Origin of the sequence: Actinospica sp. (genome assembly GCF_035552695.1) — a bacterium.
Taxonomy (GTDB): domain Bacteria; phylum Actinomycetota; class Actinomycetes; order Streptomycetales; family Catenulisporaceae; genus Actinospica.
The window spans coordinates 22,993-39,519 of record NZ_DASZKT010000039.1 but is presented as its reverse complement, the minus strand read 5'-3'; the positions used below and the strand labels follow the sequence as shown (position 1 = coordinate 39,519).

Genomic DNA, 16,527 nt, shown 5'->3' with positions numbered 1-16,527 from the left:
GGCATGGTCGGGAAGTTGCGCGCGTTGCGGTCTTGGCGGGCCGCCGGCTCGGCGCGGGCCGAGGGCGAGTCGGGGCGGCCGTACCCCGGCTGGTTCATCGCGATGGAGGGCGGCGACGGCGCGGGCAAGAGCACGCAGATCGCCGCGGTCGCCGATTGGCTGCGCGGACGCGGCTTCACGGTGGTGACGACGCGCGAGCCGGGGGCGACGCCGCTCGGCTCGGTGCTGCGCAATCTCGTGCTGCACGCGGAGGAGCACAAGCTCGGCGCGCGGGCGGAGGCGCTGCTGTTCGCCGCGGACCGGGCCGATCACCTGGAGACGATCGTCCGTCCTGCGCTGGATCGTGGCGCGGTCGTGCTCACGGACCGGCACGTGGACTCGTCGGTCGCCTACCAGAGCGGCGGCCGGGGTCTGCCCGCGGACGAGGTGACCGCGCTGTCCGCGTTCGCCACCGAGGGCGTGCGCCCGGACCTGGTCGTGCTGCTCGACCTCGATCCCGCCGTGGCGCGGGCCCGGCGCGAGGAGCGGACCGGCCAGGCGGACAAGCTGGAGGCCGAGGCCGCGGAGTTCCACGAGCGGGTGCGGGCGACGTTCCTGGCCAGGGCGAAGGCCGAACCCGCGCGCTACCTGGTGCTCGACGCGAGCCAGGCGCCGCGGATACTGACCGGCGCGATCCAGGACCGTCTTGACCGGTTGTTGCCGCCCTCGGCCGACGAGGCGGCCAAGGCCGCCGAGCGTGCGGCGGAGATCGAGGCGGCGCTCAGCAAGGAGCGCGAGTTCCGCGAGGCGCGGGCCGAAGCCGAGCGGGCGAAGCGCGAGGCCGAGGAGCAGGCCAGCAGGCGGCAGCAGGAGAAGGAGCTGGCGGAGCGCTACGCCGCCGAGCAGGAGCGGCGTCGGCAGGCCTCGGAGTGGGCGGCGTCCGCCGAGGCCGAGGCGCGCGAGCGTCAGGAGAAGGCGCAGGCCGAGGCCGAGCGCAAGGCCGAATCGGCCCGGCACGAAGCCGAGCGGACCGAGCACGAGCAGCGCACGCAGATGCAGCGGGACGCGCTGCGTCGGCGCGAGCACGAGCTGGCGATGCGTCAGGCCGAGGCGCGGGCGAAGGAGCGGGCCAGGCTCTCGGCCGCGGCCGTGAAGGCTGCGGCCGAGCAGGCTGAGCGGCTGAAGGGGTCCGCGCAGGCGCGGTCGCGGTCGCAGGCGCCGTCGGCGGCGCGCGAGCCGGAACCGGAACCCGAGCCTGGGGAGGGTTCGTCGTGACGGAATCCGGCGTGGGCTATGGGGTGTGGACCGACCTGATCGGGCAGGGTGCGGCCGCTGCGCGGCTGGTGCGCGCCGCGGAGGCCGCCCGCCGGATCCACGCGGGCGCCGGCGGAACGAGCGTGAACGCGATGACGCACGCCTGGTTGCTGACCGGACCGCCCGGATCCGGCACCGGTCTGACGGCCCGTTCGTTCGCGGCCGCCCTCCAGTGCACCGGCGAACTGCCCGGCTGCGGGCACTGCCGGGAGTGCCACACGACGATGGGCGACACCCACCCGGACGTCACCGTCGTGCGCAGCGACCAGTTGAGCATCGGCGTGGACGTCGCGCGCAAGCTGGTCCGCGACTGCGCCATGGCCCCGGCCGGCGGACGCTGGCAGATCATCGTGTTCGAAGACGCGGACCGGCTCACCGAGGCCGCCGCGAACGTGCTGCTCAAGGGGATCGAGGAGCCCGCGGCCCGGACCGTGTGGCTGCTGTGCGCGCCGTCCAGCCAGGACCTGCTGCCGACGATCCTGTCCCGCTGCCGCCAGTTGAACCTGCGTACGCCGTCCGTCCCCGCCGTCGCCGAGGCCCTGGTCCAGCGCGACGGCGCCGAATACGAGCAGGCCGTGAACGCAGCGCGTGCCGCACAGGGCGACTACGAGCGGGCCAGGACGCTGGTCCTCGACCCGGAGGCCGCCGCGCGCCGGTCCGCCGTGCTGCGGCTGCCGATCGAGGCTCGGGACATCGGGCGTGCGCTGAACGCCGCGCAGGCGCTCGTCGACGCCGCGGAGACCGAGGCCAAGGTGGCCACCGAGGCCCTCGACGCGGCCGAGACCGAGGGGCTCAAGCTCGCCCTCGGCTTCGGCCAGGGCAAGGGCGCGGGCACGGCACGCGGCGTGGCGGGCTCGGCCGGGCTTCTCAAGGAGCTGGAGACCAAGCAGAAGCGCCGGCTGACCCGCAATCAGCGGGACGCGCTGGACCGTGCGCTCAACGACCTGATCGCGTTCTACCGTGACGTGCTCGCGGTCCAGCTGACCGGCGGCGGCGAGCCGCCCGAGCCGGTGCACGCTGACCTGCGGCCACAGGTCTCGCAGATCGCCGCGGGCTCCCGGCCGCAGGACACGCGGCGCCGGATCGACGCCGTGCTGCACGCCCGGGAGGCCATCGCGTCGAACGTCGCGCCGCTGCTCGCGGTCGAGGCGATGGCGGTATCGCTCGGTTAGCGTATTTTCCGGCAAGTCCGGCGCGTCCATGATCAACATGCCCGGTCCGCGCCGCTTCGCCGGAGTACGGTTGAGGGGTCTCCCAAGGAAAGGATCCCGCCGATGACCCCTCGTCTCGCGTCGCGACCGCTGGCCCTGGGCGTGCTCCTGCTCGCCCTGCCACTGGCCGCGTGCACCGCGTTCAGCAGTGCGCAGGCCGCGACGACGAGCAGTCCGGGCCTGACCGCGGGCACGTCCGCGGATCTGGCCAAGTTCTACGGCCAGCAGCTCGTCTGGAAGTCCTGCGACAAGGGCTACCAGTGCAGCCGACTGTCCGTGCCGCTGAACTACGCCGAGCCGAGCGGCGCGACCATCCAGATCGCCGTCGTCCGCAAACCCGCCACGAACCGGGCGCAGCGGCTCGGCTCGCTGGTGGTGAACCCCGGCGGGCCCGGCGGATCCGGCATCTCGTACGCGACCTCGGGCGACGTCCTCGACTCGTCCCTGACGGCCCGCTACGATCTGGTCGGCTTCGATCCGCGCGGCGTCGGCCAGTCGAACCCGGTGCAGTGCCTGACGGACAGCCAGATGGACCAGTTCGTCGACACGCCCTCGAACCCGGACACCCCGGCCGAACTGGTGAAGGTGCAGCAGGAGTCGCAGCTGTTCGCGCAGCAGTGCGAGGCGAAGTCGGGCTCGCTGCTGCCGCACATCGGCACCGTGGACGCGGCCAGGGACATGGACATACTGCGCGCGGCCCTCGGCGACAAGCAGCTCAACTACCTCGGCAAGTCCTACGGCACGCTGCTCGGCGCGACGTACGCGCAGGAGTTCCCGCAACGCGTCGGCCGCTTCGTGCTCGACGGCGCGATCGACCCGAACCTGACGGCCGAACAGGAGAACCTGACTCAGGCCGAGGCGTTCGACAAGGAACTGCATCTGTTCCTCGCCGACTGCGTGAAGCAGAGCAACTGCCCGATGGGCACCACCGACCCGAACGTCGCGTTCACCAAACTCGAGAACTGGGTCACCGGCCTGGAGGCGCATCCGATCACCGGCGACGGCACACGCATGCTGGACCAGGCGTACGCGCTGACCGGCATCTCCGTCGCCATGTACGACCAGACCTGGTGGCCGACCCTGCGGCAGGCCCTGACCAGCGCCTTCAAGGGCAGCGGCGCGACCCTGCTGGCGATGGCCGACGCCTACAACGACCGGGAGAACGGCCGCTTCGTCGACAACGAGATCGCCGCCAACTACGCGGTGAACTGCGTGGACCACCCGGACGAGGCGACCTCGGTGGCGCAGATCCAGGCCAGCCTGCCCACGTTCGAGAAGGACGCGCCGTTCTTCGGCCCGATGGTCGACTGGTCCAGCCTGCCCTGCGCCTACTGGAAGGCGAGCGCGACCGACTCCCCGCACACCATCGCCGCCCGCGGCGCGGGGCCGATCATCGTCGTCGGCACCACCAACGACCCGGCCACCCCGTACTCCTGGGCGCAGGGCCTTGCCAAGGAGCTCGCCAGCGGCCGCCTGCTGACCATGAACGGCGACGGCCACACGGCCTACCGGCGCGGCTCCACCTGCATCGACGGCGCGGTGGACGCCTACTACCTGACCGGTGCGCTGCCCACATCCGGAACCGTTTGCCAGCAGACCAGCTAGGTCCGCTACACTGGTGGCTCGGCCGGGGTGTTTCGACCTCCGGCCAGGCCTCCTTAGCTCAGTCGGTCAGAGCGACGCACTCGTAATGCGTAGGTCATCGGTTCTATTCCGATAGGAGGCTCCGCGCGGCCCGGACCAGTCTCGATTGGTCCGGGCTTCTGTGTGTTCAGGGCTTCTGTGTGTCCGGGCGCGGCTCGGGTCCGAATGGGGGTTATTATCCGCATTTTCCACGCATACGAGTGATGGCGAGCGTGTCGTGCGGCCATCTCGGGGATCAGCGAGTCACGATGCTTATCTGACTAGCGCACGGACGACGGGCGGTGACACGGGTATGCGGCGGCTCGAGGGACGGCGGTTGCGGCGGCGGTCACGCGTGGCGGTGCCGTTCGGCTGCGTGCTGCTGAGTGTCACGATCGTCACCGGCCTGGTCGGCGGCGCGCAGGCTGATCCCGTCTACCCGAGCCAGGGACAGGTCGATCAGGCGAATCAGGCGGCGAACGACGCGAAGTCGGCGGTGACTCCGGCGCAGGCGGCGCTCGTCGCGGCGCAGCAGCATCTCGCCCAGCTCGAGGCGGCGGCGCGGCAGGCCCAGCAGCGGTACGCCGAGGCGACGGCCACGGAGCAGGCCGCTCAGCAGGCAGCGGTCCGGGCCACGCAGCGGGCCCGCGACGCCGCGGCGTACGCCGGTGCCGCGAAGGTCGAGCTCGGCAGGCTGGTCGCGGCCGCGTACCGCTCGGGTGCGGCGGCGGATCTCAGCTCCCTCACGGTCGTCTTCGACGTGCGGGACCCGCAGCAGTACATGGACGGCGTACACGTGGTCCGCCGCGTCCTGGCGAGTCAGTCCTCGATCGTCTCCCAGGCCGAGGACGCCAGTAAGACCGCGGCGGCGGCGCAGGCCCAGGCCGACGCGAGCGCGGCGGCGCTCAAGGCGGCGCAGGTCGCCGTCGCGCAGTCGGCGCAGCAGGCCCAGCAGGCGGCCGGTGCCGCTGAGGCCCAGGTCAGCGACCTTGGCGCGCAGCTCGACGCGATGCTCGCCAAGGAGGAGGCGGCGCAGAACACGGCGGCGCAGCTGGCCCAGCAGCGGCAGAGCGGGATCGCCCAGCAGCAGGCGGAGGAGCAGGCGGCGCAACAGGCCGCGCAACAGGCGGCCCAGCGGGCCGCGCAGCAGGCTTCGAACGGCGGCGGATCCGACTCCGACTCAGGTAACGGCCCGTCGGGCCCGGCCCAGTCCGTCGGGGTCGGGGTGCCGCCGTACGCCTCCGGCATCGCCGCCCAGGCTCTCCAGTACGCGCTGGCCCAGCTCGGCAAGCCGTACCTGTGGGGCGGCACCGGACCCGACTCCTTCGACTGCTCCGGCCTCGCCATGCGCGCCTACGAGTCCGCGGGCATCGATCTGCCGCACTTCGCCGCGTTCCAGTACCAGGCCAGCCACCCGCTGACGTACAGCCAGCTGCAACCCGGCGACCTGATTTTCTGGGCCACCGATCCGAACGATTCGAACACCATCTATCACGAGGCGATCTATCTCGGCAGCGGCAAGATGGTCCAGGCCCCGAAGACCGGTTGGAACGTGATGGTCTCCGATATGTGGATGTGGGGCCCGATCCAGTTCTACGCCCGGCCCTACTGACTCCATTAATTCGTTTCCGCCCCAGCGAGTTTGTGGCAATACTCGCGGTCATGACGAGCGCGTTGCCGGTTCTGTGGCTGTACGGACCGTCAGGGGTCGGCAAGAGCACCGTGGCGTGGGAGCTCTCCACGCGGTTGTGGCGCGACGGGGTACGTGCCGCATACGTCGACGTCGACCAGCTGGGCATGTGTTACGGCCCGCCGACACCGGAAAAGTGGTGGCCCGAGCCGGCGCAGGACCCGGGACGGCACCGCATGCAGACCGCCAACCTCGACGCCGTGGCCGCGAACGCACGTGATTCCGGTGCCGCGTGTCTGGTCGTCTCAGGCGTCGTCGATCCGGAGCACGGTATCGATGAAAGGCTGCTGCCGAACGTCGCGCTGACCGCGATCCGGCTGCGCGTCGATGCAGATGAGTTGCGGTATCGACTCAGTGTGCGCGATCGGCCGGGAGAGCCGATGGACGAGGTCATGCTCGAGGCCGTGTTGATGGACCGATTCCCGGGCTCGTACGTCGACACGACCGGGCTGTCGGTGGACGAGGTGATCGGGGGGATCTCGAAGGTGGCTGAGGACTGGCCGGGGTCGGACTCGACGGCAGCCGCGAAGGCAGTCCGCCCGGCTACGGCAATCAGCGCAGTCCGCACGCCCGAACTCCCCGGCCGGGTCCTGCGGATCCGCGGCCCGCGCGAGGGGGCCAGGTCCATGGTCGGCTGGCAGATCTACCGCCAGATGCGGCTGTCCGGCACGAACGCCGCGTACGTCGATCTCGACCAACTGGGTTTCCTGCGCCCCTTCGACGCCGCCGACCCGGGCAACCGCCGTCTGCAGGCCGCGAACCTCGCCGCCGTCTGGCGCACGTTCCGGGCAGCGGGGGCCGAGTGCCTCGTCGCGGCCGAGCCGCTCGATGACGCCGCGGCCGCCGGACCGATCTGACGGACGCGGAACGCGCGCCGCGCCGCTCACCGGAATGGAGGATGGTTTTCCGGGAGCGGCGCGGGGAGGGTTGCTCGCCAGAGCAGAGGCGTCAAGGAATCAGTGGCCGTGCGCCTCGGGGGACTCGGCGAAACGCAGCCGGGAGCGGCGGATCTCCTCCTCGGCCTCGGTGCGGCCGACCCAGTTGGCGCCCTCGACGGACTTGCCGGGCTCGAGGTCCTTGTAGACCTCGAAGAAGTGCTGGATCTCCAGCCGGTCGAACTCGGAGACGTGGTGGATATCGCGGATGTGCTCCTGCCGCGGGTCGTTCGCGGGGACGCACAGGACCTTGTCGTCGCCGCCCTTCTCGTCCGTCATCCGGAACATGCCGATGGCACGGCACAGCACGAGGCAGCCGGGGAAGGTCGGCTCGTCCAGCAGCACGAGGGCGTCCAGCGGGTCGCCGTCCTCGCCGAGGGTGTCCTCGATGTAGCCGTAGTCCGACGGGTAGCGGGTGGAGGTGAACAGCATCCGGTCCAGCCTTATCCGACCGGTCTTGTGATCCACCTCGTACTTGTTCCGCTGCCCCTTGGGGATCTCGATCAGGACGTCGAACTCCATCGGTCCAATTCCTCCATTGCGGCTTCCGTCGAGCCGCATCCAGCCGCACCGGACGCGTGCCCGCGTAATGTCACGCACAAGTGTCCCCTACGCGGGATACCGGTCGCCGCACCCGGCCGGTGGACGTGATCAACGCAACATTCCGGACGTGCTCACAGACATTCTTCACCCCGGAACGGGATACCTTGAACAGTGTGGAGAACGACGAGCTCATCGACTGGCAGGTGGCCGGGGCCACGGCGCGCGGCCTGGCCAGGCCGGGACCCGCGGTCTCCCGCGCCGGGGCGGACCGGGCGGTGGCCGACCTGCGGGCCTGCGCGGTCGCGGCCGAGGAGCACGTGCGCACGTTCTCCGGGCTCGAGGTGCCGGCGGCGGAGCGGCCGGTGCTGGTGGTCGACTCGCGCGGCTGGGTCACCGCCAACCTGGACGTGATGCGCACACTGTCGTCACCGCTGGTCGAGAAGGTCCGGCAGTACCGCGAGGGCGTGCCGTCCGGCGACCTGCGCTCCCTCGCCAACACGCTCGGCGCCAAGGTCACCGGCGCGGAGGTCGGCTCGGTGCTGGCCTTCTTCTCCACCCGGGTGCTCGGCCAGTACGACCCCTTCGGCGGCGCGGGCGGCGGACGGCTGCTGCTGGTCGCGCCCAACATCGTCCGGGTGGAGCGGGAGCTCGGCGTGCACCCGCCCGACTTCCGGCTCTGGGTCTGCCTGCACGAGGAGGCGCACCGGGCCCAGTTCGGCGCCGTGCCCTGGCTGCGCGACCACCTGCTCGACGGGCTCGCCGCGCTGGTCGCCGAACTCGACCTGGAACCCACCCAGTTGATCGGCCGACTGCGTGAAGGAATACGGAATTACGCCCGTCCGGAGCAACGGGGACACGCCGACGTACCCGCCGAACGAGTGGAGACGGAAGCGTATGCCCGCACCCGGATGGCTCCTCGCTCGTTGCTCGATCTGGTGCGGACCCCCGAGCAGCGCGCCGCGATGGACCGCCTGACCGCCGTGATGACGCTGCTCGAAGGCCACGCCACGTACGTGATGGACGGAGTCGGCCCGCTGGTCGTGCCGTCGGTCGCGGAGATCAGCCGGGAGTTCGCCCGCCGCCGGAACACGCACCGGATCCGGCCGGACGCCCTGCTGCGCAAGGTGCTCGGGTTGGACGCGAAGATGCGGCAGTACCGGGACGGGGAGCGCTTCGTGCGCGCCGTCGTCGGCGAGGTCGGCATGGACGGCTTCAACCGGATCTGGACCTCCCCGAACACCCTCCCGACCATGGCGGAGATCGCGGAGCCCGCCGCGTGGGTGCGGCGGGTCCCGCTGCGCCGCGGCTGAGGTACGGCCCGTCGGACTCGAGCCACCGAAGCGAGGAGCCACACCATGGGACCTGTACCTGCCGTAGCGGCGATACGACTCGCCGTCCGCACGGCGCTCGCCGACCACCAGCCCGGCGACCTCGTCCTCGTCGCCTGCTCGGGCGGCGCGGATTCGCTCGCCCTGGCCTGCGCCGCCGCATTCGTCGCCCCCCGCCTCGGGCTGCGCTGCGGCGGGGTCAGCGTGGACCACGGCCTGCAGGACGGCTCTCCGGAACGCGCGCGCGAGGTCGTCGAGCTGCTGCGGCGGCGCGGACTCGACCCGGTCGAATCGGTCGCGGTCACCGTCGGCCGCACGGGAGGACCCGAGGCCGCCGCCCGGGCCGCGCGCTACGAGGCACTCGACCACTTCGCCGAGCGCTACGGGGCGCGCAGCGTGCTGCTCGGCCACACCAGGGACGACCAGGCGGAGACCGTGCTGCTCGGCCTCGCCCGCGGCTCCGGCGCCCGCTCCCTCGCCGGAATGCCCGCCGTCTTCGGCCCCGAGGACCGCTACCGCCGCCCGCTGCTCGCGCTGCCGCGCTCGTCCACCGCGGCCGCGTGCGCGGCGGAGGGCCTCGATCCCTGGCAGGACCCGCACAACGCCGACCCGGCCTACACCCGCTCCCGGGTCCGGCACCGGCTGATCCCCGAGCTCGCCGAGGTGCTCGGCCCCGGCATGCCCGAGGCGCTGGCCCGTACCGCGCGGATGCTGCGCGAGGACACCGAGGCGCTCGACGAGTGGGCGGGCCGCGAATACGTCGCCTGCCAGCACCCCGAGGGCGGTCTCGACGCGCGCCGGCTGGCCGAACTGCCCACCGCCGTGCGCCGCCGGGTGATAAGGCTCGCCGCGCTGCGCAGCGGCGCCCCGGCCGGCACCCTCGCCGCCGCGCACATCGAGGCCGTCGACGCCTTGGTCACCGGTTGGCGCGGTCAGGGCCCGCTGCAGCTACCCGGGGCGGTCGAGGTGCGCAGGACGAATGGCAGACTGGCCTTCGGCGAGACCGCGCCCGCACCTGACGACGGCGCCGGACGCAGCCAACAACTCACCGGAGCGGCGTCCAAGTAACGAGGGAGAGAAAAGCGACGTGGACGACAAGGACATGGGCGACAAGCTCGAGAAGATCCTTCTCAGCGAGGAGGACATAAGGGCCGGGATCGCCCGACTGGCCGCCGACGTCGACGCCGACTACGAGGGCGAGGAGCTGCTGCTGGTGGGCGTGCTCAACGGCGCGCTCATGGTGATGGCGGACCTGGCCAGGGCCCTGCACAACCCGATCACGCTGGACTGGATGGCGATCTCGTCGTACGGCGCGGGGACCAAGTCCTCGGGCGTGGTGCGGATCCTGAAGGACCTGGACACCGACATCAAGGGCAAGCACGTGCTCGTCGTCGAGGACATCATCGACTCCGGGCTGACCCTCTCCTGGCTGCTGTCGAACCTGAAGCAGCGTCAGCCCGCGACGCTCGAGGTGTGCGCCCTGCTGCGCAAGCCGGACGCCGCGAAGGTGCAGATCGACGTCAAGTACGTCGGCTTCGACATCCCCAACGACTTCGTCGTCGGCTACGGCCTCGACTACGACCAGCGCTTCCGGAACCTGCCGTTCATCGGGCTGCTCGCCCCGCACGTCTACTCCTGACCGAAAACAGATGCGTGGTCCGGGAACGCGCGGACCCCGTAGGATCGTTGCCACCATGTAATGACCCGGTACTCCGTTAGAGCCGGGTCACCCGGTTGCTTCGGGCGACGGGCGGGTAGCGCCGCCGTCGCCGGGGCATGGTCCTGGGCGACGCGCAGCGTGGGCCCGCGGGTTGACCGGGCAGAATAAAGGTTTCCGGGCAGTGGTCCGGGGACGAAGAGCCGGCAGGAGGGACGGGGCCGTCAGCGCCTCGCAACGATGGACGTGAAGCGAATTTTCCGTGGCCCCGTGATCTGGGTCGTGCTCGTCGTGCTCGCCGTGCTCGCTGTGATGAACATCATGTCCTCGGGCAACGGCTATACCTCCGTGGACACCTCCAAGATCATCACCCAGATCGAAGCCGGCCAGGTGAACTCGGCCCAGCTGAACACCGGCTCCAGCCAGACCATCCAGGTCACGCTGAAGGACGGCACCAAGGAGCAGGCCACCTACCTGAACGACCAGCAGGGTGCCACGCTCGCCGGCGACCTGGACACCGCCGGGACGAAGGGCCAGCTGACCGGCGGCTACAACGTGAACGTGACCAAGACCTCGTGGATCGTCTCCGCGCTGGTCACCCTGCTGCCCTTCCTGCTGCTCGTGGTCGTGTTCATCTTCCTGCTGAACCAGATGCAGGGCGGCGGCTCCCGGGTGATGAACTTCGGCAAGTCCCGGGCCAAGATGCTCACGAAGGACACCCCGAAGACCACCTTCGCGGACGTGGCCGGCGTGGACGAGGCGATCGAGGAGCTGCAGGAGATCAAGGACTTCCTGCAGGCCCCGGCCAAGTTCCAGGCGATCGGCGCGAAGATCCCGAAGGGCGTGCTGCTGTACGGCCAGCCCGGTACCGGTAAGACGCTGCTGGCCCGCGCGGTGGCCGGCGAGGCGGGCGTGCCGTTCTTCTCCATCTCCGGCTCCGACTTCGTCGAGATGTTCGTCGGCGTCGGCGCCTCCCGGGTGCGCGACCTGTTCGAGCAGGCCAAGGCGAACGCCCCGGCGATCGTGTTCGTGGACGAGATCGACGCGGTCGGCCGGCACCGCGGCGCCGGTCTCGGCGGCGGCCACGACGAGCGCGAGCAGACGCTGAACCAGCTGCTCGTCGAGATGGACGGCTTCGACGTCAAGGGCGGGGTCATCCTGATCGCGGCCACCAACCGGCCGGACATCCTGGACCCGGCGCTGCTGCGTCCCGGCCGCTTCGACCGGCAGATCGCCGTCGACGCCCCGGACCTCAACGGGCGCCGGCAGATCCTCGAGGTGCACGCCAAGGGCAAGCCGATCACCCCGGACGTCGACCTGATGGCGGTCGCCCGGCGCACCCCCGGCTTCACCGGCGCGGACCTGGCGAACGTGCTCAACGAGGCGGCGCTGCTGACGGCCCGCACCGACAAGAAGCTCATCGACAACTACGCGCTGGACGAGGCGATCGACCGCGTGGTGGCCGGGCCGCAGAAGAAGACCCGCCTGATGAGCGAGCGCGAGAAGAAGATCACCGCCTACCACGAGGGCGGCCACGCCCTGGTGGCGCACGCGCTGCCGGACACCGACCCGGTGCACAAGGTCACCATCCTGCCGCGCGGCCGGGCCCTCGGCTACACGATGGTGCTGCCGGACGAGGACAAGTACTCCACCACCCGCAACGAGCTGCTCGACCAGCTGGCCTACGCGATGGGCGGGCGCGCCGCGGAGGAGATGGTCTTCCACGACCCGACCACCGGAGCCAGCAACGACATCGAGAAGGCCACCAAGGTGGCCCGCGCGATGGTCACCCAGTTCGGCATGACCGAGCGGCTCGGCGCGATCAAGCTCGGCCAGGACAGCGGCGAGGTCTTCCTCGGCCGCGACATGGGCCACCAGCGCGACTACTCCGAGGACGTCGCCGCCCTGGTGGACGAGGAGGTCAAGAAGCTGATCGAGAACGCGCACGACGAGGCCTGGGAGATCCTGGCCGACAACCGCGCGATCCTCGACCGCCTCGTGCTCGAGCTGCTGGAGAAGGAGACCCTGGACAAGAGCCAGATCGCGACGGTCTTCGCGGACGTCCGGATGCGCCCGCCGCGTCCGGCCTGGACCGGGTCCTCCCGCCGGGTGCCCTCGGACGTGCCCCCGGTCCGCTCGCCCAAGGAGCTGACCGCGGCGAACGGCAGCGACTAGGTCGGCAGCCGACAATCAATCGGATGATCGGGAGGCGGTCCCAGGTACTAGACTGGGCCGCCTCACCGGCGTTCACGGGGCCGTTCGCATGCGGCCGCGGGGCGCCGCACAAGCAACGACGGTAGGCAGGCCAGCGTGATTAACCCGATTTCGCTCCGCGAGGAAGAGACGGTGGACGCCGGCCGGGCGATCGCCCCCTTCGACGAGAAGCGCGCCGAGAGCGCGATACGCGAACTGCTGATCGCGGTCGGGGAGGACCCCGGGCGCGACGGCCTGCGGGACACGCCGCGCCGGGTGGCCCGGGCGTATCAGGAGATGTTCGCGGGACTGCAGCAGGCGCCCGAGGAGGTTCTCACCACCACCTTCGACCTCGGACACGACGAGATGGTGCTGGTGCGCGACATCGAGCTCTATTCGTGCTGCGAACACCACCTCGTGCCGTTCCACGGAGTGGCCCATGTCGGCTACATTCCTTCGGTGGACGGACGTATCACCGGCCTTTCGAAACTCGCACGGCTGGTGGACGTGTACGCGAAACGTCCGCAGGTTCAGGAGCGTCTCACTACTCAGGTAGCGGACGCGCTCGTCCGCATCCTGCAACCGCGTGGGGTCATCGTCGTAGTGGAGTGCGAACACCTGTGCATGTCGATGCGAGGGATCAGGAAGCCGGGGGCGAGGACGGTGACGTCCGCGGTGCGGGGAATGCTACGCGCCCCCGCGACCCGGGCCGAGGCGATGAGCCTCATTCTCGGTCGGTGAAGGCCGAACCGCGGCGAAGATCGGCCGCGGGGACGCAGCCGAAGGCGGATCGGGATCGGGGCACCGGCGGCAAGCCGCTGCCCGCCCAGACGCCGCCGCCGGTCGACGAGGCGGCCGAACCGGAAGCCGACGAGGCCGAGTCGGATCTCACCGGCGCCGTCCTCAGCGCCGTGCAGCCGCTGGTCCAGCCGCTGGTGCGGCCGAAGCGACGGCCGTGGATCCCGCGGGTGGCCGGTCTCGTGTGCTATCTGATCGGCCTGCTGGACATCATCTACGCGCTGTTCCCGGCCTTCCGCAAGACCGGGCCGATAAAGTCCGAGTCCGCGCAGAAGGTGAGCCACTTCGTCCCGGGCCTGGAGATCAACAATCCGTACGGCGTCGCCGCGAGCCTGATCCTCGGCGTGCTGCTGGTACTGCTCGCGCACGGGCTGCGGCGGCGCAAGCACCGGGCCTGGATGGGCGCGGTCGTGCTGCTCGTGCTGACCATCATCGGCCACCTGGTCGCGTTCGCCGGGCACTTCATCCCGCGGGCCACCGGCAACGGGGTGATCCTGCAGGCCGTGCTGCTGGCGCTGCTGATCGTCTACCGCAACGAGTTCTACGCGCTGAGCGACCCGCGCTCGCGCTGGCGGGCGATCTGGGCCTTCTTCTGCCTGCTGATCATCGACGTCGGACTCGGCCTGCTGATCGTCTCGCTGCGGCCGAGCGAGATCATCGTGGGCGGCAGCCTCGGCGGCCGGCTCGAACAGGTGTGGCTGGGCCTGGTCGGAGTCAGCGGGCCGATGGTCTTCCAGGCGGACCGGTACGGCGACTACGTGTACTTCTCGCTGCTCGGACTCAGCCTGCTGACGCTGCTGGTCACCCTGTACCTGTTCATGCGTCCCGCCATCCCGGACGCGCTGCTGACGCCGGCTCAGGAGACCGAGGTCCGCGAACTGCTGGCCAAGCACGGCAAGCGCGACTCGCTCGGCTACTTCGCGCTGCGCCGGGACAAGGCTGTGCTCTTCTCGCCGAGCGGCAAGGCCTGCGTCGCCTACCGCGTGGTCGCCGGCGTGATGCTCGCCAGCGGCGATCCGGTGGGCGATCCCGAAGCGTGGCCCGGCGCGATCAAGGCCTTCTGCGACCGGGCGGACAAGTACGCCTGGATCCCGGCGGTGATGGGCTGCAGCGAGCTCAGCGGCGAGATCTGGTGCCGGGAGGCCGGGATGGACGCGCTGGAGCTCGGCGACGAGGCCGTGGTCGAGGTCGCGGACTTCACCCTGGACGGCCGGGCGATGCGCAACGTCCGGCAGATGGTCAACAAGATCGAGCGCAAGGGCTACGTCTGCGAGACCCGGCGGCTGCGGGAGATCCCGGAGACCGAGATCGTGGCGATCCGGCGGCTGGCCAATGACGGCCGGTCCACCGAGACCGAGCGCGGCTTCTCGATGGCGCTCGGCCGCTTCGGCGACCCGTCCGACGGCGACTGCGTGGTCGTCACGGCGCGCAAGGACGGGAAGATCCGCGCGGTGCTCAACTTCGTGCCCTGGGGCAAGGACGGGCTCTCGCTTGACCTGATGCGCCGCGACCGGACCGCCGACCCGGGGCTCAATGAGCTGATGATCGTGGCGGCGCTGCGCGAGGCGGACCGGCTCGGCGTGTGCCGGATCTCGTTGAACTTCGCGGTCTTCCGCTCGGCCCTGGAGCGCGGCGAGCGGATCGGCGCCGGGCCGGTGCTGCGGCGCTGGCGCGGGCTGCTGGTCTTCCTGTCCCGCTGGTTCCAGATCGAGTCGCTGTACCGGTTCAACGTGAAGTTCCGGCCGATCTGGGAGCCGCGCTTCGTGGTCTTCCGGCAGACCCGGGACCTACCGCGGATCGCGCTGGCCGCGCTGGAGGCCGAGGCCTTCCTGGTGCTGCCCTCGCTGCTGCAGCGCGGCGGACGCAACGCGGCGGACGCGGACCTGAGCGCGGCGCCGCTTGAGGGCTGAGATGACGCACCAGCAGATCAGGGGACTGCCGGACTACGGGCGCTGCGCGGTGTTCGGCGTCCTGAACGTGACCCCGGACTCCTTCTCGGACGGCGGGGTCAACCTGCCCCCGGACGCGGCGGTCGAGAACGGGATCGCGGCGCTGCGCGCCGGGGTGGACGTGCTGGACGTCGGCGGCGAGTCGACCCGGCCGGGCGCCCTGCGGGTGGGCACCGAGGAGGAGCTTCGCCGCGTGCTGCCGGTCGTCGAAGGCCTGGTCGCGGCCGGTGGGCTGGTCTCGGTCGACACGATGCGGGCCGAGGTGGCGCGGCAGTGCGCGCGGGCCGGGGCGCGGATCGTGAACGACGTGAGCGGAGGCCTCGCCGACCCGGAAATGTTCCGGACCGTCGCCGATCTCGGGCTGCCATACATTCTCATGCACTGGCGTGGGCACAGTGTGGACATGGGCTCCATGGCGAGATACGGAGACGTGGTCCGGGAGGTAGGAGAAGAGTTGGCTGTGCGGCTGGCCGCGGCTACGGACGCGGGAATCGACCGGGAACGGATCGTGCTCGATCCCGGTCTGGGATTCGCGAAGAACGCCGAACACGACTGGGCGCTGCTGCGCGGGCAGGAACGGCTGCAGCGGGAGCTCGGCCGTCCGCTGCTGATCGGGCACTCGCGCAAGCGCTTCCTCGGCGCGCTGCTGGCCGACGAGCAGGGCATCCCGCGCCCGGCGGCCGCCAGGGACGCGGCGACGCTCGCGGTGGCCGCGGTGGCCGCCTCGCGCGGCGCCTGGGCGGTCCGGGTGCACGCCCCGGCCGCGGCGGCCGACGCCGTGCGCGCGGTGGCCGCGATGAGCGAGGGTGGCGCGCGATGACGGCCGATCCGTACATGCCGCCGCCGACGAACGCCGCGGCGCACATCATCAAGGCGAACGAGCAGTTCTACGAGGCCATCGAGAACGCCGACATGGACCTGATGCGCGCGGTCTGGGCCGGTTCCGAGGAAGAGAAGTCGGTCACCTGCATCCACCCCGGCCAGCCCGCCGTGCACGGGCTCGAACGGGTGCTGCGGTCCTGGGCCGTGGTCTGCTCGCGGATCAACTACCTGCAGTTCTTCATCACCGACGTGCAGGTTCGGCAGATCGGCTACATCGCGATCGTCACCTGCGTGGAGAACGTGCTGTCCGAGCTGCCCGGGCAGGAGTCGCCCTCGGCGGGCTTCGGCGGCAGCCACTACGAGGCGATCAACGTGTTCAAGCGGGAAAACGTCACCGGCGTGTGGCGGTTGCTGACACATTGCTCGGCGCCGGTCTTCCCGGCGTCGGATCGGGCGGACACGGATGGCCGCCCGGGGTGATCAGG

13 protein-coding genes, 1 tRNA gene and 1 pseudogene are annotated in these 16,527 nt (G+C 70.9%); 14 read left to right on the top strand and 1 reads right to left on the bottom strand.

All coding sequences use genetic code 11. The features are described 5' to 3' along the window. The first annotated feature begins 3 nt into the window (after positions 1-3). From tmk to VG296_RS06475, 6 genes are all read left to right on the top strand, one after another. Positions 4-1,254 carry a dTMP kinase gene (gene tmk, locus VG296_RS06500; protein WP_325564113.1) on the top strand — a complete coding sequence of 417 codons (1,251 nt, stop codon included), beginning with the start codon at positions 4-6 and terminating at the stop codon, positions 1,252-1,254. Continuing rightward, positions 1,251-2,465, top strand: a complete 1,215-nt coding sequence (locus VG296_RS06495; RefSeq protein ID WP_325564112.1) for a DNA polymerase III subunit delta' — start codon at positions 1,251-1,253, stop codon at positions 2,463-2,465. The genes tmk and VG296_RS06495 overlap by 4 nt, the downstream gene beginning before the upstream one ends. 102 nt (positions 2,466-2,567) lie before the next feature. Further along, a complete protein-coding gene (locus tag VG296_RS06490; protein ID WP_325564111.1) occupies positions 2,568-4,109 on the top strand; it encodes an alpha/beta hydrolase in 1,542 nt (513 codons plus the stop codon). Positions 4,110-4,156: 47 nt separating this feature from the next. Then, positions 4,157-4,230 (top strand) — tRNA-Thr (locus VG296_RS06485). A 252-nt stretch (positions 4,231-4,482) separates the two neighbouring features. After that, the gene (locus tag VG296_RS06480) at positions 4,483-5,739 is read left to right on the top strand and encodes a C40 family peptidase (RefSeq protein ID WP_325564110.1); all 1,257 of its coding nucleotides are present in this window, start codon (positions 4,483-4,485) and stop codon (positions 5,737-5,739) included. Positions 5,740-5,789: 50 nt separating this feature from the next. Further along, positions 5,790-6,674: a hypothetical protein gene (locus tag VG296_RS06475; RefSeq protein ID WP_325564108.1), complete on the top strand. Its 885-nt coding sequence runs from the start codon at positions 5,790-5,792 to the stop codon at positions 6,672-6,674. A 99-nt stretch (positions 6,675-6,773) separates the two neighbouring features. Here the strand turns inward: VG296_RS06475 and VG296_RS06470 are convergent, their stop codons facing one another. After that, entirely contained in the window at positions 6,774-7,274 is a 501-nt protein-coding gene (locus tag VG296_RS06470) for an inorganic diphosphatase (protein ID WP_325564106.1), read from the bottom strand. 185 nt (positions 7,275-7,459) lie between these two features. Between VG296_RS06470 and VG296_RS06465 the strand changes: the two genes are divergently transcribed. The 8 genes and pseudogenes from VG296_RS06465 (at position 7,460) to VG296_RS06430 (ending at position 16,522) form a co-directional block, all read left to right on the top strand. After that, entirely contained in the window at positions 7,460-8,605 is a 1,146-nt protein-coding gene (locus VG296_RS06465) for a zinc-dependent metalloprotease (protein ID WP_414641063.1), read from the top strand. 45 nt (positions 8,606-8,650) lie between these two features. Beyond that, a complete protein-coding gene (gene tilS / locus VG296_RS06460) occupies positions 8,651-9,691 on the top strand; it encodes a tRNA lysidine(34) synthetase TilS (protein WP_325564102.1) in 1,041 nt (346 codons plus the stop codon). A gap of 19 nt (positions 9,692-9,710) precedes the next feature. Beyond that, positions 9,711-10,262: a hypoxanthine phosphoribosyltransferase gene (gene hpt, locus VG296_RS06455; RefSeq protein WP_325564100.1), complete on the top strand. Its 552-nt coding sequence runs from the start codon at positions 9,711-9,713 to the stop codon at positions 10,260-10,262. 258 nt (positions 10,263-10,520) lie between these two features. Beyond that, positions 10,521-12,452 (top strand): annotated as a pseudogene (ftsH, locus tag VG296_RS06450) (ATP-dependent zinc metalloprotease FtsH); the annotation flags it as partial. Positions 12,453-12,626: 174 nt separating this feature from the next. Continuing rightward, positions 12,627-13,214: a GTP cyclohydrolase I FolE gene (gene folE / locus VG296_RS06445; protein ID WP_325564096.1), complete on the top strand. Its 588-nt coding sequence runs from the start codon at positions 12,627-12,629 to the stop codon at positions 13,212-13,214. A 170-nt stretch (positions 13,215-13,384) separates the two neighbouring features. Continuing rightward, positions 13,385-15,181, top strand: coding sequence for a phosphatidylglycerol lysyltransferase domain-containing protein (locus tag VG296_RS06440; RefSeq protein ID WP_414641064.1), 1,797 nt, complete (start codon positions 13,385-13,387; stop codon positions 15,179-15,181). A gap of 1 nt (position 15,182) precedes the next feature. Further along, positions 15,183-16,040, top strand: coding sequence for a dihydropteroate synthase (gene folP / locus VG296_RS06435; RefSeq protein ID WP_325564092.1), 858 nt, complete (start codon positions 15,183-15,185; stop codon positions 16,038-16,040). Beyond that, the gene (locus tag VG296_RS06430; protein WP_325564091.1) at positions 16,037-16,522 is read left to right on the top strand and encodes a nuclear transport factor 2 family protein; all 486 of its coding nucleotides are present in this window, start codon (positions 16,037-16,039) and stop codon (positions 16,520-16,522) included. Before folP ends, VG296_RS06430 begins: the two co-directional genes overlap by 4 nt. Positions 16,523-16,527: the final 5 nt, after the last annotated feature.